The organism is Roseateles sp. 22389 (genome assembly GCF_052044995.1).
Classification (GTDB): Bacteria; Pseudomonadota; Gammaproteobacteria; order Burkholderiales; family Burkholderiaceae_C; genus Roseateles.
Map to the genome: position 1 here is coordinate 207,122 of NZ_JBQEOF010000007.1, position 17,274 is coordinate 224,395.

The 17,274-nt window shown below is 70.2% G+C and carries 17 protein-coding genes; 8 read left to right on the forward strand and 9 right to left on the reverse strand.

Annotated features, from left to right (window positions below):
- Position 1: 1 nt before the first annotated feature.
- Complete coding sequence (locus ACTJKJ_RS12575; protein WP_440820645.1) at positions 2-553, reverse strand: DUF2975 domain-containing protein; 552 nt, start codon at positions 551-553, stop codon at positions 2-4.
- A gap of 225 nt (positions 554-778) precedes the next feature.
- Here ACTJKJ_RS12575 and ACTJKJ_RS12580 point away from each other — a divergent pair, with 225 nt between their 5' ends.
- Positions 779-1,837, forward strand: coding sequence for an aldo/keto reductase (locus ACTJKJ_RS12580; protein WP_440820646.1), 1,059 nt, complete (start codon positions 779-781; stop codon positions 1,835-1,837).
- A gap of 30 nt (positions 1,838-1,867) precedes the next feature.
- On the opposite strand, the gene ACTJKJ_RS12585 is transcribed toward ACTJKJ_RS12580, so the two are convergent.
- Positions 1,868-2,980 carry a DNA alkylation repair protein gene (locus ACTJKJ_RS12585; RefSeq protein WP_440820647.1) on the reverse strand — a complete coding sequence of 371 codons (1,113 nt, stop codon included), beginning with the start codon at positions 2,978-2,980 and terminating at the stop codon, positions 1,868-1,870.
- Between ACTJKJ_RS12585 and ACTJKJ_RS12590 the strand changes: the two genes are divergently transcribed.
- From ACTJKJ_RS12590 to ACTJKJ_RS12605, 4 genes are read left to right on the forward strand one after another with little or no spacing between them, the layout of a single operon-like run.
- Complete coding sequence (locus ACTJKJ_RS12590) at positions 2,979-3,191, forward strand: hypothetical protein (protein WP_440820648.1); 213 nt, start codon at positions 2,979-2,981, stop codon at positions 3,189-3,191. The two genes, ACTJKJ_RS12585 and ACTJKJ_RS12590, sit on opposite strands and share 2 nt — an antisense overlap.
- Entirely contained in the window at positions 3,188-3,691 is a 504-nt protein-coding gene (locus ACTJKJ_RS12595; RefSeq protein ID WP_297388102.1) for an aminoacyl-tRNA deacylase, read from the forward strand. The genes ACTJKJ_RS12590 and ACTJKJ_RS12595 overlap by 4 nt, the downstream gene beginning before the upstream one ends.
- Positions 3,692-3,697: 6 nt before the next feature.
- Positions 3,698-4,414 carry a glycerol-3-phosphate 1-O-acyltransferase PlsY gene (gene plsY / locus ACTJKJ_RS12600; RefSeq protein WP_440820649.1) on the forward strand — a complete coding sequence of 239 codons (717 nt, stop codon included), beginning with the start codon at positions 3,698-3,700 and terminating at the stop codon, positions 4,412-4,414.
- Positions 4,411-4,761, forward strand: a complete 351-nt coding sequence (locus tag ACTJKJ_RS12605) for a RidA family protein (RefSeq protein ID WP_440820650.1) — start codon at positions 4,411-4,413, stop codon at positions 4,759-4,761. Before plsY ends, ACTJKJ_RS12605 begins: the two co-directional genes overlap by 4 nt.
- Positions 4,762-4,842: 81 nt before the next feature.
- Here ACTJKJ_RS12605 and ACTJKJ_RS12610 read toward each other — a convergent pair whose 3' ends face one another.
- From ACTJKJ_RS12610 to ACTJKJ_RS12625, 4 genes are all read right to left on the reverse strand, one after another.
- Positions 4,843-5,493 carry an L-threonylcarbamoyladenylate synthase gene (locus ACTJKJ_RS12610; RefSeq protein ID WP_091725483.1) on the reverse strand — a complete coding sequence of 217 codons (651 nt, stop codon included), beginning with the start codon at positions 5,491-5,493 and terminating at the stop codon, positions 4,843-4,845.
- 41 nt (positions 5,494-5,534) lie between these two features.
- Positions 5,535-6,401 (reverse strand): 3',5'-nucleoside bisphosphate phosphatase, encoded by an 867-nt coding sequence (locus tag ACTJKJ_RS12615; RefSeq protein WP_440820685.1) that lies wholly within the window; start codon positions 6,399-6,401, stop codon positions 5,535-5,537.
- A gap of 101 nt (positions 6,402-6,502) precedes the next feature.
- Positions 6,503-8,341 carry a bifunctional diguanylate cyclase/phosphodiesterase gene (locus ACTJKJ_RS12620; RefSeq protein WP_440820651.1) on the reverse strand — a complete coding sequence of 613 codons (1,839 nt, stop codon included), beginning with the start codon at positions 8,339-8,341 and terminating at the stop codon, positions 6,503-6,505.
- 145 nt (positions 8,342-8,486) lie between these two features.
- A complete protein-coding gene (locus ACTJKJ_RS12625; protein WP_440820652.1) occupies positions 8,487-8,948 on the reverse strand; it encodes a host attachment protein in 462 nt (153 codons plus the stop codon).
- Between the two features lie 176 nt (positions 8,949-9,124).
- On the opposite strand from ACTJKJ_RS12625, the gene trxC reads away from it, so the two are divergent.
- A complete protein-coding gene (gene trxC, locus ACTJKJ_RS12630; RefSeq protein WP_440820653.1) occupies positions 9,125-9,583 on the forward strand; it encodes a thioredoxin TrxC in 459 nt (152 codons plus the stop codon).
- A gap of 24 nt (positions 9,584-9,607) precedes the next feature.
- Here trxC and recJ read toward each other — a convergent pair whose 3' ends face one another.
- Both recJ and ACTJKJ_RS12640 read right to left on the reverse strand, forming a co-directional pair.
- Positions 9,608-11,356, reverse strand: coding sequence for a single-stranded-DNA-specific exonuclease RecJ (recJ, locus tag ACTJKJ_RS12635; RefSeq protein WP_440820654.1), 1,749 nt, complete (start codon positions 11,354-11,356; stop codon positions 9,608-9,610).
- Entirely contained in the window at positions 11,353-12,285 is a 933-nt protein-coding gene (locus ACTJKJ_RS12640) for a hypothetical protein (protein ID WP_440820655.1), read from the reverse strand. The genes recJ and ACTJKJ_RS12640 overlap by 4 nt, the downstream gene beginning before the upstream one ends.
- Here ACTJKJ_RS12640 and ACTJKJ_RS12645 point away from each other — a divergent pair.
- Together ACTJKJ_RS12645 and ppk1 are read left to right on the forward strand one after the other, a co-directional pair.
- Positions 12,284-13,240 (forward strand): UDP-2,3-diacylglucosamine diphosphatase, encoded by a 957-nt coding sequence (locus ACTJKJ_RS12645; protein ID WP_440820656.1) that lies wholly within the window; start codon positions 12,284-12,286, stop codon positions 13,238-13,240. The two genes, ACTJKJ_RS12640 and ACTJKJ_RS12645, sit on opposite strands and share 2 nt — an antisense overlap.
- 156 nt (positions 13,241-13,396) lie before the next feature.
- A complete protein-coding gene (gene ppk1 / locus ACTJKJ_RS12650; RefSeq protein WP_297388123.1) occupies positions 13,397-15,457 on the forward strand; it encodes a polyphosphate kinase 1 in 2,061 nt (686 codons plus the stop codon).
- 224 nt (positions 15,458-15,681) lie between these two features.
- Here ppk1 and ACTJKJ_RS12655 read toward each other — a convergent pair whose 3' ends face one another.
- The gene (locus ACTJKJ_RS12655; protein ID WP_297388126.1) at positions 15,682-17,196 is read right to left on the reverse strand and encodes a Ppx/GppA phosphatase family protein; all 1,515 of its coding nucleotides are present in this window, start codon (positions 17,194-17,196) and stop codon (positions 15,682-15,684) included.
- Positions 17,197-17,274: the final 78 nt, after the last annotated feature.

Genomic DNA, 17,274 nt, shown 5'->3' on the forward strand with positions numbered 1-17,274 from the left:
CTCAGATGAACTCGGCGTTCTCTTGCGCCATGCGCTGCGCCTCGCGCATCACCTGGCCCATCGCGACGAAGACCAGCCCGCACAGCAGCACGACGAAATGCGAGCTGCCCAACTGGAACGACAGGTAGCGCTGGCCCGGCGGGTTGCCTAGCGTCAGTGCGAGCACCGTGGCCGTGTCGGTGAGCGGCATCGCGACGGCGATCGCCACCACCGACTGCCCCATGCGGCGCAGCAGCCGCGTCGCGGCGTCGGTGAAGACCTCGCCGCGCAGGTAGCCGCCGAACAGGCGCCACAGGCACCACAGGGCATACAGCGTCAGCAGGGCCAGCGGCAGGTTCACCGCCAGCGCCGCGCCGCGCGAGACCACGTCGAACTGCAACGCGTGCGACAGGTCCCACTCCTTGCGCGCGGTGCGCTCGATCATGGCCGGGTGGGTCCAGAACACCGCATGGAAGCCGACCACCGTCGCCATCGCGATCAGCGCCATCGCGCGCACGCAGTGGGCGATCCAGCGAATGCGCTGCAGGCCGGCGGGGATGGGGGAAGGGCGCATGGCGAGGCTGTGACGTTACCGTGATGTGGCAAGAAATTACTGTAAAACAATAATTTCCAGTCGGCAACCGTGAGGGAGAGCCCATTCCGGCCATGTGGTGCACGGGGGCGGACGGAGGCGGTGCACATGCGGGCGAGCAGGGAACCGGCGCGCCGCCCGCGTCGGGCACACTGGCCGCCTGCCGCGGCGACGGAGCCACGCGGCACCTCACGGAGCACGGACAAGATGGAGCGCATCACCCTCGGACAGTCGGACCTGTCGGTCACCCGCATCGGCCTGGGCACGATGACCTTCGGCGAACAGGTCGACGAGGCCGGCAGCCACGCGCTGCTGGACCGCGCGGTGGCCGCGGGCATCAACCTGCTGGACCTGGCCGAGATGTACCCGGTGCCGGCGCGCGCCGAGACCTTCGGCAGGACGGAGGAGATCGTCGGCCGCTGGCTGCAGGTGCGGCCGGGACTGCGCGAGCGCCTGGTCATCGCGACCAAGGTCGCCGGGCCCTCGCGCGGTTATGACTGGATCCGCGACGGCAGCCAGGACCTGACCGGCGCGCAGATCGTCCAGGCCTGCGAGGACAGCCTGCGGCGGCTGCGCATCGACACCATCGACCTGTTCCAGATCCACTGGCCCGCGCGGCACGTGCCGATGTTCGGAGGCGTCTACTTCGAGCCGTCCAAGGACAAGCCGGTGGCGTCGATGCTGGAGCAGTTGCAGGCGCTGGACCAGCTGCGACGCGCGGGCAAGATCCGCCACGTCGGCCTGTCCAACGAGACCGCCTACGGCGTCGGTGAATTCGTGCATCTGGCGCAGGTCCACGGCCTGCCGCGCATCGTCAGCGTGCAGAACCCCTACAGCCTGGTGAACCGCGTCGTCGAGAACGGCCTGGACGAGGCGCTCTACCGCCACCAGGTCGGCCTGCTGGCGTATTCGCCGCTGGGCTTCGGTACGCTGACCGGCAAGTACGACGCGCATGGGCTGGGCGATCCCGCCAGGCCGGGCCGGCTGGCGATCTTCGACAGCATGAAGAAGCAGCGCTGGGCGCGGCCCGAGACGCTCGAAGCTGCGCGCCGCTACAACGCGCTCGCGGCGGAACTGGGCATGACGCCGGCGACGCTGGCGATGGCCTGGGTCACTTCGCGCTGGCAGACCGGCAGCGCGCTGATCGGCATCACGAACGCGGCGCAGCTCGATGAGAACCTCGCGGCGCTCGGCCGCCCGCTCGATGCCGAGGTCCACGCGCGCATCGACCGCATCCGCTGGGAGATCCGCGACCCGGCACAGTGAACGCGCGGCGGTCGACCGGACGCCGCGCGCTCAAGGCGCCAGCAGCTCGAAGGTGCCCTCGGCCAGTCGCTGGCCGTTGACCAGAATCTCGACGCGATGCGTGCCCGGGTAATGCGTGCGGGTCGTGAAGTCGCGCAGCGCGCGCTGGATGCGGATCGGCGTCGAGGCGCCGGCCGCCAGCTCCACCGTCTTGAGCTTGAAGACCTTCGGCGAGGCGCGCCCGTTCTTCTTGACGTAGTGGATCGCGTAGTCCACGACCAGCCGCTGCGTGACGTCGGCGCTGGAGCGCAGCTCGAAGGCGATCTCGATCGCGCCGCCGATCGCCAGGCGCGCCGGTGCGATCGCCAGTTGCTCGACGGCCGCCCGCGCGCCGTCGCTGGCGCCGATCAGCTTCAGCGCCCGCGCGTCGCCTTGCTTGATGCGTGAGCGCAGCGCGTGCTTGACGATCCAGGCGCTGCGCGCGTCGTCCAGGTCCCAGTCGGCGACATGGGCGAAGACCCAGTCCGCATGGTCCTTCGTGATGTCGTTGAGGTGGTTGGCGACGGAGCGCCGCACGTAGAGGGCGTCGTCGGCGCGCAGTGCCCACAGGATCTCCGCCGCGGGCGTCGGATCGGCCACCAGCGCGTCCAGGCGGAAGGACCATGGCAGCCGCGGCCGGCAGCCCTCGCTGGCCAGCCGGCGCACATGCTCGTCGCCATCGGCGGTCCAGCGCGTCATCGTCCGCAGCGTGCCGGCGAGGTCCTGGCGCAGGAAGGGGCGGATCGCGAATTCGGCGGTGCCGTGCGGCGTCAGGCGCTGGAGCGCCGCGAGCGACGCGGACGGATCGTGCAGGCCGAAGCTCGCGACGAAGTCGCACAGGCCCATGTTCATGAAGGAGCCGCCGGCGCGCGGCGCGGCGGCCACCACCGCGTCGAGCTTGGCGCTGAAGCTGCCGGGCAGGGCGGCGTCCAGCGCCTCGGCCACGCGATGCACGCGCTGCATGATGGACAGCGCGTCCAGGCCGTCCGTGGCCACCGCCAGGAAGCGCTTGTGCTGGAAGCCGGGCGCGGTGTCGGCGAAGACCTCGGCCAGCGCGTGCAACGTCGCCGGGGAGATCAGGTCCTTGAGGTGGTAGCTGGCGGTGGCGTCCGTGGAAGCGGTCATGGCGGTCCGGATCGTGGCAGTCGGTGATGCCCGCGCGGCAGCGGGCGCTGTTCATTGCGGGCGCACGTTACGCGCGCGCATTGCCACGCGCTGTCAGCAGCAAAGCATCGGGACGGAAGGCGACGCCGACGCCGATGCCGATGCCAATGCCGGCGCAGCAAGCTCGTACAAGCGGGCCTTCGCCGCCAGCGTCGACAATCCGCGCCCATGAGCAAGAAATCCGTCCACGTCAGCGAGACGCTCGCGACACAGATGCTGCGCCAGCACCGGGTCGCGTTTGGCGAGCATGTCTACGACTACGTCGATCACGGCGGCACCGGCGAGTCCTCCAAGCAGCTCGGCGTGCCCGAGCACGAGGTGGTCAAGACGCTGGTGATGCAGGACGAGAAGGCGCAGCCGCTGATCGTGCTGATGCATGGCGACTGCACCGTCAGCCTCAAGGAACTCGCGCGGCAGATCCCCTGCAAGAAGGTCGAGCCCTGCAAGCCGGACGTTGCCCAGCGCCACAGCGGCTACCTGGTCGGCGGCACCTCGCCCTTCGGCACCCGCAAGGCGATGCCGGTGTTCGTCGAGGCCAGCGTGCTCGCGTTGCCGCGCATCCTGATCAACGGCGGGCGGCGCGGTTATCTGGTCAGCATCGAACCCCGGGTTTTGACGGAGCTGCTGGCGGCCCGCCCGGTCGAGTGCGCGCTGAAGTCCGGGGCAGAATAGCGCCCCATGCAAAGTGTCCTGTTCCCCTTGTTGGCCGTCGTGGCCGGGTACCTGATCGGTTCGCTGTCCTTCGCGGTGATCGTCAGCCGGCTGATGGGCCTGTCCGATCCGCGCAGCTATGGCAGCGGCAATCCGGGCGCGACCAACGTGCTGCGCTCGGGCAACAAGGCCGCGGCCATCCTCACGCTGGTCTTCGACGCGCTCAAGGGCTACCTGCCGGTGCTGCTGGTGCTCAAGTTCGGCGCGCCGTACGGGTTGGAGGAGGGCACCGCCGCGCTGGTCGGCCTGGCCGCCTTCATCGGCCACCTGTGGCCGGTGTTCTTCAAGTTCGTGGGCGGCAAGGGCGTCGCCACCGCAGCGGGCGTGTTGCTCGCCCTCAACCCCTGGCTGGGCCTGGCAGTGCTGGGCGTGTGGATCGCGATGGCGGTGGTGTTCCGCTATTCGTCGCTGGCGTCGCTGAGCGCTGCCGTGGCCGCGCCGCTGCTGCAGATGCTGGTCTGGGACGTTGGCCCCGAGCTGCCGGCCATCGCGCTGATGAGCCTGCTGCTGGTCTGGCGCCATGCGGCCAACATCAAGAAGCTGATGGCGGGCACCGAGAGCAAGCTCGGCCAGAAGGCCGCGCCCGCGGCCGCCGCGCCGGCCGTGAAGTCCCATCGCCACGAGCAGTCGCGCGAGAAGCGCGATCACAAGTCTTCCCACAAACCCAAGCAGCACAGCAAATGAGCAGCATCGAACGCTTCGACGTCGGCCCGCGTCTCTCCGAGATGGCCATCCACAACGGCGTGGTCTACCTGGCCGGCCAGGTGCCGTCGGACGCCAGCGCCGACATCAAGGGCCAGACCGAGCAGGTCCTGGCGATGATCGACCAGCTGCTGGCCCGTGCCGGCAGCGACAAGACCAGGATCCTGCGCGCGCAGCTGTACATCGCCGACGTCAAGGACCTGGCCGGCATGAACGCCGCCTGGGACGCCTGGGTGCCGGCCGGCCACACGCCGCCGCGCGCCACGGTCGAGGCCAAGCTGGCCAAGCCCGAGTGGAAGATCGAGATCGTGATCACCGCCGCGGTCTGACCCTCGGCGGTGCGAGACGCACCTCCCCATGAAAAACGCCGGCTTCGCGCCGGCGTTTTGCTTGGCGCGTTTGAAGCGTCGTCAGTCCTCGGCCTCCGCCTCCTCGAGTTCCAGCCCCAGGCAGGCCGGATCGCCGCAGCCGCGGCGCACCAGCACCGGCGGTTCCGCGGTGAGGTCGACGACGGTGGTCGGCTTCATCGGGCAGGCGCCGGCGTCGATGATCAGCTGGATCTGCTTGTCGTAGCGCGCGGTGATCTGCTCGGGATCGTTGAGCGGCTCGTGTTCCCCGGGCGGGATCAGCGTGGTCGCCAGCAGCGGCCCGCCCACCAGCGCGAGCAGTTCCTGCGTGACGCGGTGGTCCGGCACGCGCAGGCCGATGGTGCGGCGCGAGGGATGCGACAGCCGCCGCGGCACTTCCTTCGTCGCCTCCAGGATGAAGGTGAAGGGGCCCGGCGTGGCCGTCTTGATCATCCGGTACTGCTTGTTGTCGACGCGCGCGTAGCTGCCCAGCTCGCTGAGGTCGCGGCACAGCAGCGTCATGTGGTGCTTGTCGTCGACGCCGCGGATGCGGCGCAGCGCCTCGGCGGCGGCCTTGTCGTCGAGCTGGCACACCAGGGCGTAGCTCGAGTCCGTCGGGATCGCGCCGATGCCGCCCTGGCTCAGGATCTGCGCCGCCTGGCGCAGGAAGCGGGCCTGCGGGTTGTCGGGATGGACTTCAAAGATCTGGGCCATGGTCCTCGCCTGGGGCAATCGGTGTGCGGGCCGGGCCGGTATCAGGCCGGCCAGTGGATGCGGTACTCGAGCGCATTCCACACCGGCTTGAGTTTGCCCGAGAGGTGCTGCTCGAGCCGGCCCAGGTCGACGCGACTTTCCTCCGGACTGTGGAAGTCGGAGCCGCGCGAGGCGAGCAGGTCGAATTCGAGCGCGGTGTCGGCGTACTGGACCATCTCCGCCGCCGTGTGGCTGCCGGTGACGACCTCGATGCCGCGGCCGCCATGGGCCATGAACTCGGTGATCAGCGCATATTCCTCGGTCGGCGTGAAGCCGTAGCGCCCCGGATGCGCGATGACCGCGATGCCGCCGGCGTCGACGATCCAGCCCACCGCGTCGCGCAGCGCCGCCCAGCGGTGCGGCACGTAGCCGGGCTTGCCCTCGGTCAGGAAGCGGCGGAAGACCTCCGGCACGTCGCCGCACTGGCCGGTCTCGACCAGGAAGCGCGCGAAGTGCGTGCGCGAGATCAGCTCCGGATTGCCGGCGTGCCTGAGCGCGCCCTCGTAGGCGCCATGGATGCCGACCTTGGCCAGGCCGTCCGACATTTCCCGCGCCCGCGCGCCGCGACCGCCGCGCGTGGCGCGCAGGCCCTCGACGATGCGGGGATCGTGGTGGTCGAAGCCCAGGCCGACGATATGCACCACCTTGCCGGCGAAGGTCACCGAGATCTCCACGCCGGTCAGGTAGGCCAGGCCCAGCGCGCGCGCGGCGTCCAGCGCGCGCTGCTGGCCGCCGACCTCGTCATGGTCGGTCAGCGCCCAGAGCTCGACCCCGTTGGCCTTGGCTCGCGCGGCCAGCGCCTGCGGCGACAGCGTGCCGTCGGAGACGGTGGAGTGGCAGTGCAGGTCCGCGTTGGTCTGCGGGTGCAGCGCGATCCGGGCCGGCACGTGCGCGGGCGCGAAACCTGGCGCGACACCCGGCGTGGGCGTCGGATCGGCGGGAAGGGCGGTGGTCGCGAGGGGCGGGGTGTTCACCCGGCCGATTCTAGGAGCGGCGCCATGTCCGGGATGGCAGCACTGGAACGGCGGCGGTCGACGAAGTAGCGGCTCGGGCCGGTGCCGCACTTGGCGACGTGCTTCGGTTCGGTCAGCGCGGCGGACAGCGCGCGGACGCTGTCGAAAGCGCCGGGCTGCACCTGGATCACGCCGGCGCTGAGCGTGGGCAGCGGGTTGAAGGACTCCTGGTTCTGCCGGTTCAGCGTGACGTAGCCGCCCAGCGCCTGGTGCTCGGCGGAGAAGAAGGGGCGGATCTGGCGGTCGAACTCGCGACAGACGCGGGTGATGCGCGCGGTCCAGTCCGGCGAGCCCAGCACCATCACGAAGTCGTCCCCGCCGATGTGGCCGACGAAGTCCAGCACCGGATCGGCGGCGGTCTGCAGGATCTGGGCGCAGAGCTTGATGATGTCGTCGCCCGCCGCGTAGCCGTAGACGTCGTTGAAGGGCTTGAAGTGGTCGATGTCCCAGGCGACGACGACGAACTCCCGGCCCTCGTGCAGCAGCGCGTCCAGGTGCTGGTCGGTGGGCACGTTGCCGGGCAGCAGCGTCAGCGGGTTGGCGTAGCGGGCGCTGTGGACCTGCAGGTCGGAGACGGCCTTGAGCAGGTCGGTGCTGCGGCCGGTGCCGAAATACTCGCCGCCCCGGGTGACGATGAAGCCGTCCACCATCAGGCGGTCGTCCAGGCTGGAGATCGCGTCGCTCATCTCGCGCAGCGAGGTGCCGGCGTCGAAGATCAGCGGCTGCGCATCCATCAGCGCGGTGCAGGAGCGCTTCTCGTGGATGTCCATGAAGTAGCGCTCGGCGCTGCGCTTGAGCACCTGCAGCGAGCGCAGGATGCCGATGGGCCGGTTGGCCTCGTCCAGCACCGGCATCGAGAACAGCTGCTCGTCGCGCTGGAACATGTCGGCGACGGTCTGGCAGTTGAGCTTGGGCGTGACGGTGTGGCTGCGCCGGGCCAGTTGCGCGGCGGTGGTGATGGCGTCGGGCGGCAGCCGCATCCAGTCGGCGTTGCGGCGCCGGTGCTCGGGGGCCAGCAGCGCGTCGACCTCGGCCCGCAGCGCGGCCCGTGGCGCGGCGCTCGGGCGTGCAAGCAGGTAGCCCTGGCAGACCGGCACGCCCAGGCGGCGCAGCACGGTCAGGTCGCTGAGCTGCTCCAGGCCTTCGGCCACGACGGTGCAGCCGGAGCTGGCCGCCATCTCCAGGATCGAGCGGACGAACTGCTGCTTGAGCGGCTCCTGAGCGATGCCGTCGATGAAGTGGCGGTCGATCTTGACGAAGTCGGGCCGGATGTCCATCCAGCGCTTCAGGCTGGCGAAGCCCTCGCCCAGGTCGTCCAGCGCGACGACGAATCCCAGTTCGCGCAGGCTGCGCATGCTGTCCTGCAGCCGTTCGGGCTCGAGGATGGGGCGGGTCTCGGTCAGCTCGATGACCACGCGCGACGCCGGCAGGTCGAGCTGCGCGAACTCGCGGGCGATCAGCGCGCCGCGGTCGCTGGTGGCCAGCAGGGTGTCGGCGGTCAGGTTGAGGAAGAGCTGGCCGGGCAGCTTGAGTTCCTTGAAGCGGCGCAGCGCGCGGCGCACCACCAGCCGTTCCAGCTCCACCAGCCGGCCGAGCCGGGCCGCGGCCTCGAACAGCACCAGCGGCGAATGCAGCGGCGTGTCCGCCGGCCCGCGCGTCAGGGCCTCGTAGCCGAGGATCTGGGCCCGCTCCACTTCGACGAGCGGTTGGAAATGGATGTCCAGCGCGCCGTCGCGGATCAAGGCGGACAGGGCGATGCTCAACGGGTCGGGCGGCTGCAGGTGGGTGGTGGGCATGGGGAGGACCGCGGCGAGCGGGGCGTCGCGCGGTGTCCCCATTCTGGGCGGCCTCTATGTCATCGCTTTGACAAACAGTTACAGCATGACCTGCGCGTGAAATCCGCCGCGATCGCGGCCTGTCCAGCACCCGATTCCTGATCGCTCAAGGCCGTTGCTTGCTGAAGTCGCGCTCGGGGAAGAGCCGGGTGGTCAGCTCGCCCAGGCTCTCGTGGACGACGTCGACGTTGGTCTCGTCGATCACCAGCTTGGCGACCTGGGGGCTGAGCGCCTTGCGCAGCAGGCCGAGGAATCGCGGTGCGGCGACGATGCGCAGCTGCGTCACCTCGCCGTTGTTGAAGCCGTCGTCCAGCGTCCGCGCCACGCGGGTGGCGAAGCCGATGGCTTCCTGGTGCAGCTCGTCCACGCTGGCCGAGGAGGTCACGTTGTTGCCGCGCCTGCCCTCGGCGTCGCGGCGCAGGTCGGCCTTGTCCGCGTGCGCAGCGGCATCGGTGAGCGTGGTGACGTCTTCGAGGTCGCCGCCTTCCTCGGGCAGCTTGAGCAGGCGGGCCACGCCCTCGTCCGCCACCAGCACCCACAGCTTGCCGTCGTCCTTGTATGCAGGCATCTCGATTCCTTCAACAGAGTTCGCGTTGAACGGGAGGCGGCAAACGCCGTACCTTGGACCGCCCCGTCCGGCGGAGGCGCGCCCGCGCGCGAGGGCACATGATTTGCCCCCTGGAAGAGGCGCCGGGCCTCTTCACCGCCTTACCGCGCCCCGCCGGCGCTTCACCCGAGACCGCCATGGACACCGACACGCCTGCCGCCGCGACCCACCTGCACATCGTCTGCCCATCATGCGCGGCGAAGAACCGCGTGCCGCGCGAGCGGCTGGCCGAGTCGCCCGACTGCGGCCGCTGCGGCACGCCGCTGATGCTGCCCAGGCCGGCGGACCTCACGCCGGAGGTCTTCGACCGGTTCATCGCGGGCACCGAGTTGCCGGTCGTCGTCGACTGCTGGGCCGACTGGTGCGGGCCCTGCAAGATGATGGCGCCGCAGTTCGAGCAGGCCGCGGCGATGCTGCCGGAACTGCGCTTCGTCAAGCTCGACACCGAGGCCGCGCCGCAGCAGAGCGCGCGCTACGGCATCCGCAGCATTCCGACGCTGCTGCTGTTCCTCGATGGACAGGAGATCGCGCGGCAGGCCGGCGCCATGCCGGCCGCGGCGATCGTCGACTGGTTGCGGCGGGAGCTCGGGGCTTAGCCCTTCTCTGTCGCCCTTCTCCGCTCAGTCCGCCATCGCCTCCACCACCATCTGCACGCGCTGCTGCCCCTGGTACTCGTCGAGGCTGAGCCGGTAGGCGAGGGTGACCTGCTCCGGTAGCTGCTCGGTCCGGCCGAACCAGATCGCGTCGCGCAGCATCGCGCCCTGGCGCAGCCGCAGCTTCAAGTGGCGCTCGCCGACAAGGCGTTGGTGCACCACCTGCACGCGGTCGCAGAACAGCGGCGCCTCGAAGGCCTGGCCCCAGACCTGCGCCTCGAGCTCCTGCACCGTCTCGGCGCAGAACGCCTCCGGCGGCAAGGGCCCGTCGGTGCGCAGCGTGCGGGTCAACGCGGACTCGTCCAGCCACTCGCGCGCGACCGCCTCGAAGGCGGCGGCGAAGGCCTCGACACCGCCCGGCGCCAGCGTGCAGCCGGCCGCCATCGCGTGGCCGCCGAACTTGCGCAGCAGCTCCGGATGGCGCTTGGACACCAGGTCCAGCGCGTCGCGCAGGTGGAAGCCGGGGATCGATCGTCCCGAGCCCTTGAGCTGCCCATCGGCGCCCTCGGCGAAGACGAACACCGGCCGGTGCAGCCGGTCCTTGATCCGCGAGGCGACGATGCCGACGACGCCTTCATGGAAGTCCGCGTCGAAGATCGCGAGCGCCGGCGGCGGCGCGCCGTTCAGACGCGGGTCGGTCATCAGCCGCTCCAGCAGCGCGAGCGCCTGCTCCTGCATGCCGGCCTCGATCTCGCGGCGCTCGCGGTTGATGCGGTCCAGCTCGCGGCCGAGCTCCAGCGCCTGGCCGGTGTCGTCGGTCGTCAGGCAGGTGATGCCCAGCGTCATGTCCTCGAGGCGGCCCGCCGCATTGATGCGGGGTCCGAGCGCGAAACCCAGGTCGAAGCTGTTGGCGCGCGTGGCGTCGCGCCCGGCCGCGGTGAACAGCGCCTGCACGCCGGGTTGCATGCGGCCCGCGCGCATGCGGCGCAGACCCTGCGCGACCAGCCGCCGGTTGTTGGCGTCGAGCCGCACCACGTCGGCCACGGTCCCGAGCGCGACGAGGTCCAGCAGGCCGTCCAGCCGCGGCGGCGGGCCGTCGCCGAAGGCGCCGCGCCGGCGCAATTCGCCGCGCAGCACGGTCAGCACGTAGAACGCGACGCCCACGCCCGCGAGGCTCTTGCTCGGGAAGGGGCAACCCGGCTGGTTGGGGTTCACCAGCGCGTCGGCGTCGGGGATGGTGGGCGCGCCGTCGGGGCCGACCGCGGGCAGGTGATGGTCGGTGACCAGCACCTTCAGGCCGAGCGCGCGCGCGAAGGCGACGCCGGCGTGGCTCGCGATGCCGTTGTCGACGGTCACCAGCAGCTGGGGTTCCTGTTTGAGGGCGAGCTCCACGATGGTCGGCGTCAGGCCGTAGCCGTGGACCGCGCGATCGGGCACCACGTAGCCGAGGGTGCCCGGCCGCGCGCCCAGCAGCGCCAGCCCGCGCAGCATCACCGCGCAGGCGGTGGCGCCGTCGCAGTCGTAGTCGGCCACGATGCACACGCGCTCGCCCGACGTGATCGCGTCGGCCAGCAGCGTGGCGGCCTTGTCGATGCCCAGCAGGCCCTGAGGGCCTTCGGGCGGCAGCAGGTGTTTCAGGTCCGGGTCGAGCTCGTCGTGCGACAGCACGCCGCGCGCGGCGAAGAGTCGCGACAGCAGCGGCGAGAAGCCGGCCTGCTGCAGCGCATGGGCGGAGTCCGGCGGGACGTCGCGGATCAGGAGGCGGGGGCTGCTCACAGGTTCTCCAGCGCGGTGGCAATGCTGACCCGCGGCGGGGCGAAGCGCTCCTTGAGCCGCTGCCAGCTGCCCGTGTCCTTGCGCGTCCAGGTGCGGGTCAGGCGCTCGCCGCCCAGCGTCAGCGAGACGCGGCGACCCTCGCCCACGGCGGCCAGCGCCTGCGCGATGGGGCCGGCATCGAGGGCCTTCCAGGCCTCGCTCCAGGCGTAGAGGTCGCCGCTGGTCATCGGGCCGCGCAGGCGGTCGTCGACCACCAGGTCCGCCGGCGGCGCGGTGCCCCGGTCGCGGCCGCAGCCGCTGATCCACACCGCGTTCAGCGGGCGTTGCCGGCGCTCCTCGCGGGCCTGGTTGAGCGGGTGCTCGTGCAGCAGCATCTGGACCTCGTTGAGTAGCGTGCGCAGGCGGCGCGCCCGCGGGTACCAGGTCTCGACGCCGCGATTCAGGACGCGGTCGACGCTGGCGGCCTCGAGACCGTCCAGGTCGTCATGCGCGACCGCCCATTCGCCCGGCGACAGCCAGGCGCTGCGCCAGCCCTGGTCGGCGGGGAACAGCGCGGTGGCGAGCGCTTCGAGGAAGGCTCGGGATTCTTCCTCGGACAGGTCCAGCGTGGCGGGGCCCAGCGCGGTCACCCCTTCGGTGCCGACGGCGAAGTGGGCGGGCGTCAGCAACGCCCAGGCGGCGTCGCCGGGCTCGTGGCCGGCCGCGCGCAGGCGCCAGGCGGCCAGCGGCGGGTGATCGTCGGTGATGCCGCGGGAGTGCGCCAGGAAACGTTCGTGGGGAGGGATCGGGGTGGTCTCGTCGGCGTCGCCGACCTCGCCGGCCGGTGCCAGCCGCCCGAGCAGGTGGCTCAGGTTCGGCAGCTCCAGCTCGCGCAGGGCCCCCTCGAAATGAGGATCCAGCGCACTGGCGAAGGGGATCATCAGGTGCATGGCGGCGGATTATCGGCGTTCCCCCGGAAGGCCCCCCGTCGGGCGGTCATCAAGCTTTCATCCGGCCCCGGCAACCTGTGGGGCCATGCTGACCGACACGCTCATGGCCGCCGCTGTCTCGCAAGAACCGCCTGGGGCCGAGGCGGAAGAGGGCGGCTCGATCCGGGTGCGCACGGTGTGGATCTCCGACCTGCACCTGGGCACGCCCGGCTGCCAGGCGCGGGCCCTGCTGGACTTCCTGCGCGAGGTCGAGTGCGAGCAGCTCTTCCTGGTTGGCGACATCGTCGATGGCTGGCAGCTGCGCCGCAGCTGGTACTGGCCGCAGGCCCACAACGACGTGGTGCAGAAGCTGCTGCGCAAGGCCCGCAAGGGCACCCGGGTGATTTACGTGCCGGGCAACCATGACGAATTCGCGCGCAAGTACCTGCAGCACAGCTTCGGCGGCATCGAGGTGGCGCACGAGTGGATCCACGAGACCGCCGACGGCCGCAAGTTCTGGATCACCCACGGCGATCTCTTCGACGGCGTCATCCAGCACGCCAAGTGGCTGGCCTACGTCGGCGACAGCCTCTATGAATTCACGCTCAAGCTGAACCGCCACCTCAACTCGATGCGCGCGCGCCTGGGGCTGCCGTACTGGAGCCTGAGCAATTACCTGAAGCTCAAGGTCAAGCGCGCCGTCTCCTTCATCAGCGAGTTCGAGGAAGCGCTGGCGCGCGAGGCCCGCAAGCGCGGCGTCAACGGCGTGATCTGCGGCCATATCCACCACGCCGAGCTGCGCGACATCGACGGCATCACCTACGCCAACGACGGCGACTGGGTCGAGAGCCTCACGGCGCTGGTCGAGCACGCGGACGGGCACCTGGAAATCCTGGACTGGGCGGAGCGGCAGCGCTCCGGCGCCGAGCAGGACGCGGCGCAGGCACTCGCCGCCGCCATGCGCCAACCCGCCTGAGGGGTCCCCTTTTCGGGCGACCTGGTCTCCCCCGCATCGCCAACTCCGGGCGGCGCGAGACGACTCGCGGCGTCGGTCATCGGGGCCGCGCATCGCCTGCGGACTGGCTCCAAAGAGGGTCACCGGCTTGTCATACCAGCTTCATAGAATAAGTTCATGACTTTGCCCGATGTCCCGCTGCTCAACCGCGAAAACGCGATCCTCGAGTTCAACCGGCGTGTCCTGGCGCAGGCCCAGCGCGTCGACGTGCCGCTGCTGGAGCGGCTGCGCTACATCTGCATCGTGTCCAGCAACCTCGACGAGTTCTTCGAGGTGCGCTTCGCCGACATGCTCGATGCGCAGCGGGACGGCAGCGGCCTGGTGACGCCGCGCGACGTGGAGCGCGTCGGGCGCGCGGCCCATGACCTGATCGACCAGCAGTACGCGATCTTCAACGACCAGGTCATGCCCGCCCTGCGCGAGCACAACATCCAGATCCTCAACCACGCCGACCGCACCGACGAGATCCGAGCGTGGGTCAGCAAGTTCTTCGAGCGGGAAGTGCGGCCGCTGCTGGTGCCGGTGGGCCTGGACCCGGCGCATCCGTTCCCGCAGGTGGCCAACAAGTCGCTGCACTTCATCGCGCGGCTGTCGGGCAAGGACGCGCTCGGACGCGACAACCGCATCGCCATCGTCAAGGTGCCGCGCGTGCTGCCGCGCGTGATCAAGGTGCCCGCGGCGATCAGCGGCGGCAAGCAGAGCTTCGTCCTGCTCACCAGCGTCATCCGCGCCCACCTCGAGGAGCTGTTCCCCGGCCGGCATGTCGAGGCCTTCTCGCAGTTCCGCGTCACGCGGGATTCGGATCTGGAGGTCGACGAGGAAGAGATCGCCAACCTGCGGCATGCGCTGCGCTCTGGCCTCACGACGCGTCACTTCGGGCGCGCGGTGCGGCTGGAGGTGGTCAACACCTGCCCCGAGGAACTCTCGCGCTTCCTGCTGGAGCAATTCGACCTGCCGGAGGCGGCGCTGTACCGGGTCAACGGGCCGGTCAACCTGGTGCGCCTGAACGAGCTGATCGACCAGACCGACGCCGAGGACCTGCGCTTCCGGCCCTATGAACCGAGTTGGCCGACCGGGCGGCTGCCGCGGGGCAAGTCGATCCTGGACAAGCTGCGGACCAAGGGCGACGTGATGCTGCATCACCCGTTCGAGAGCTTCGAGCCGGTGGTGCAGCTGCTGCGCGAGGCGGTCGAGGATCCCGACGTCCTGGCCATCAAGCAGACGATCTACCGCACCGGCAGCCAGTCGGTGCTGGCGGATCTGCTGATCGAGGCGGCGCGTCGCGGCAAGGAGGTCCTCGCGGTCGTCGAGCTGAAGGCGCGCTTCGACGAGGAGGCCAACATCAACTGGGCGGAGCGGCTGGAGGCGGTCGGCGCGCAGGTGGTGTACGGCATCGTCGGCCTGAAGACGCATGCCAAGCTGATGCTGATCACGCGCCGGGAGGGCGGCAAGCTGCGGCGTTACGGCCACCTGTCGACCGGCAACTACAACCCGAAGACGGCGCGTTTCTACACGGACCTCGGCTACCTGACGGCCGATGCCGAGATGACGGCGGACATGGATCTGGTGTTCCGCCAGTTGGCGTCGCTGTCGAAGTTCAAGGCGCCGAAGAAGCTGCTGCTCGCGCCGTTCAACCTGCACCGGACGATGGTCGAGCTGCTGTCGCAGGTGGAGGAGGCTGCGCGGCGCGGCGAGCCGGCGCGGGTGGTGCTGAAGATCAATGCGCTGACGGATGCGGAGCTCATCAACGGGATCGTGCGGGCGGGCCGCGCGGGCGCGAAGGTGGACCTGATCGTGCGTGGCGCGTGCATGTTGCCGCCGGGCCTGCCGGGCGAGACGGACAACATCCTGGTGCGCTCGGTGGTGGGCCGTTTCCTCGAGCACTCGCGGATCTTCTACTTCCGCTGGGGCAAGGAGGAGCAGGAGGCCTTGTACCTGTCGAGTGCGGACTGGATGGCGCGCAACATGTTGCGTCGCATCGAGGTGGCCTGGCCGATCACTGATCCGAAGCTGCGCCAGCGGGTGATCGACGAGGGCCTGACCCCCTACCTGCACGACAGTCTGGATGCGTGGCAACTGGGCCCCGACGGCACCTCGCAGCGCATTGGCACCGAGGATTCGCCGCAGCATGTCAGCGCACAACAGGCCCTGATGCGCCTGTACCACGAGGACCCCTGACCAAGTTCCCACGAGGTTCACGCCCCCCCCGACGTCCACCTCTGTTCCTGGACGGGCATGGCCTGGGCCGGCGACTCGTGTCGGGCTGGATGACTGACTTGGACGCCGTCTGTCCGAGCGTCGCGAACCGAAGGTGAGCAGAGCGAGTTGGCGTCCGCCCGACACGAGTCGCCGGCCCAGGCCATGCCTGTCGCGCTCGCCCGCTGGCAGTCAGCGCATTGGCTTCAAGCCTCCAACGCCAACTGCACGCGCCCGACCTTGCCCCACGCGTCCAGTTCTTCCCGCAGCAGGTAATGCGCCCGCGGATGTGCTTCGGCCCACCCCTTGCGCATTTCGATGATGACGTTCATCCCTTCGCGCCGCAGCTTGATGGCTGTCGCGTCGACCTCGCTGCGCGCGTGGCATTTGATGGCGGCGAGTCGCAACGCCAGCAGCTGCCAGATCATGGGTTCTTCCTGGAGTTGTTCCTCGAGCTTGCGGAGTCCTCCACGCTGACCGAGCGCGAGGTCTCCGAGGCGCCGGAGCTGATTTTGGGAGAAGCCTGGCGCGTCGACGTGGGAGAGCAGGTAGGCGCTGTGGCGATGGTGGTCATGGTGGGAGACCATCATGCCGATCTCATGCAGCGCGGCGGCCCAGCCGAGTTCGCGGCGATGTTCTTCCTCGGCTTTCGGCGCGAGCTGCGCATGGAGCCGCTGGGCGATCTGCTGGACGCGGCCGGCCTGATCGCGGTCGACGGCGAAGCGGCGCTGGAGTTCGGCGACGGACTGTTCGCGCATGTCGCGCCCGGCGGCGAGCAGGCGGGGGTCGAGGCGCTCGGCGAGGTCGAAGATGACGCCCTGGCGCAGCGCGCCCTTGGCGGGGTAGAGGCGCTCGATGTCGAAGTGGGTGAGCAGCGTGTAGAGGATGCAGAGTCCGCCGCCGACGACGGCGCGCCGGTCGTCCTTGAGGCCGGGCAGCTTGAGCGCGTCGATGCGCCCGGCGAGCAGGCACTGCTCGATGCACCAGCGCAGGCCGTCGAGGGTGATGGAGCCGTCGGGGCTGACGTTGTTGGCCGCAAGGATCTGGGCCACCGCGCCGACGGTGCCCGACGAGCCCAGGGCCTGCTTCCAGCGCGGCTGCGCGGCCTGGCGGGAGAACTGGGTGATGGCTTCCTCGAGCTCGGCGCCTGCGGCGACCTGCGCGGCGCGGAAGGCCTCGGCGGTGAAGCGGCCGTCGGGGAAGAAGCGCATCGAGAGGCTGACGCTGCCGATCTGGAAGGACTCGGCGGCCAGCGGCTGCGGCCCGCGGCCCAGGATCATCTCGGTGGATCGGCCGCCGATGTCGATGACCAGGCGCGGGTCCTCCGCGGTCTGCAGCCGCGCCACGCCCGCGTAGATCAGGCGCGCTTCCTCGCGGCCCGAGATGACTTCGATCGGATGGCCCAGCACCTCCTGCGCCCGCGCCAGGAAGGCGTTGCGGTTACGCGCCTCACGCAGCGTCTGCGTCGCCACCGCGCGCACCTGGCGGCCGGGCAGGTCGGCGAGCCGTTCGGCGAAGCGCCGCAGGCAGTCCAGGCCGCGCTGCGCCGCTTCTTCGGTCAGCATGCTCATCGCATCCAGGCCCGCGCCCAGCCGCACCGTTTCCTTCAGGTAGTCCAGCCGGCGGTAGTGCCCGTGCTGCAGCTGGGCCAGCTCGAGCCGGAAGCTGTTGGAGCCCATGTCGATGGCGGCCAGGATCGGAGGAACTTGCGCTTGCGTCATGGGGCGCGATTGTCGCGGTCTTTGGCCCGCCCGCCGGGAACGAAGTGCTTTCATCGTGCTGTCGCGACGCCGTGGTCC

Coding starts and splice junctions, on each gene's coding strand:
- ACTJKJ_RS12575 (WP_440820645.1), bottom strand. CDS start 553: ATGCGCCCTTCCCCCATCCCCGCCGGCCTGCAGCGCATTCGCTGGATC.
- ACTJKJ_RS12580 (WP_440820646.1), top strand. CDS start 779: ATGGAGCGCATCACCCTCGGACAGTCGGACCTGTCGGTCACCCGCATC.
- ACTJKJ_RS12590 (WP_440820648.1), top strand. CDS start 2,979: ATGGCGGTCCGGATCGTGGCAGTCGGTGATGCCCGCGCGGCAGCGGGC.
- ACTJKJ_RS12585 (WP_440820647.1), bottom strand. CDS start 2,980: ATGACCGCTTCCACGGACGCCACCGCCAGCTACCACCTCAAGGACCTG.
- ACTJKJ_RS12595 (WP_297388102.1), top strand. CDS start 3,188: ATGAGCAAGAAATCCGTCCACGTCAGCGAGACGCTCGCGACACAGATG.
- plsY (WP_440820649.1), top strand. CDS start 3,698: ATGCAAAGTGTCCTGTTCCCCTTGTTGGCCGTCGTGGCCGGGTACCTG.
- ACTJKJ_RS12605 (WP_440820650.1), top strand. CDS start 4,411: ATGAGCAGCATCGAACGCTTCGACGTCGGCCCGCGTCTCTCCGAGATG.
- ACTJKJ_RS12610 (WP_091725483.1), bottom strand. CDS start 5,493: ATGGCCCAGATCTTTGAAGTCCATCCCGACAACCCGCAGGCCCGCTTC.
- ACTJKJ_RS12620 (WP_440820651.1), bottom strand. CDS start 8,341: ATGCCCACCACCCACCTGCAGCCGCCCGACCCGTTGAGCATCGCCCTG.
- ACTJKJ_RS12625 (WP_440820652.1), bottom strand. CDS start 8,948: ATGCCTGCATACAAGGACGACGGCAAGCTGTGGGTGCTGGTGGCGGAC.
- trxC (WP_440820653.1), top strand. CDS start 9,125: ATGGACACCGACACGCCTGCCGCCGCGACCCACCTGCACATCGTCTGC.
- ACTJKJ_RS12645 (WP_440820656.1), top strand. CDS start 12,284: ATGGCGGCGGATTATCGGCGTTCCCCCGGAAGGCCCCCCGTCGGGCGG.
- ACTJKJ_RS12640 (WP_440820655.1), bottom strand. CDS start 12,285: ATGCACCTGATGATCCCCTTCGCCAGTGCGCTGGATCCTCATTTCGAG.
- ppk1 (WP_297388123.1), top strand. CDS start 13,397: ATGACTTTGCCCGATGTCCCGCTGCTCAACCGCGAAAACGCGATCCTC.
- ACTJKJ_RS12655 (WP_297388126.1), bottom strand. CDS start 17,196: ATGACGCAAGCGCAAGTTCCTCCGATCCTGGCCGCCATCGACATGGGC.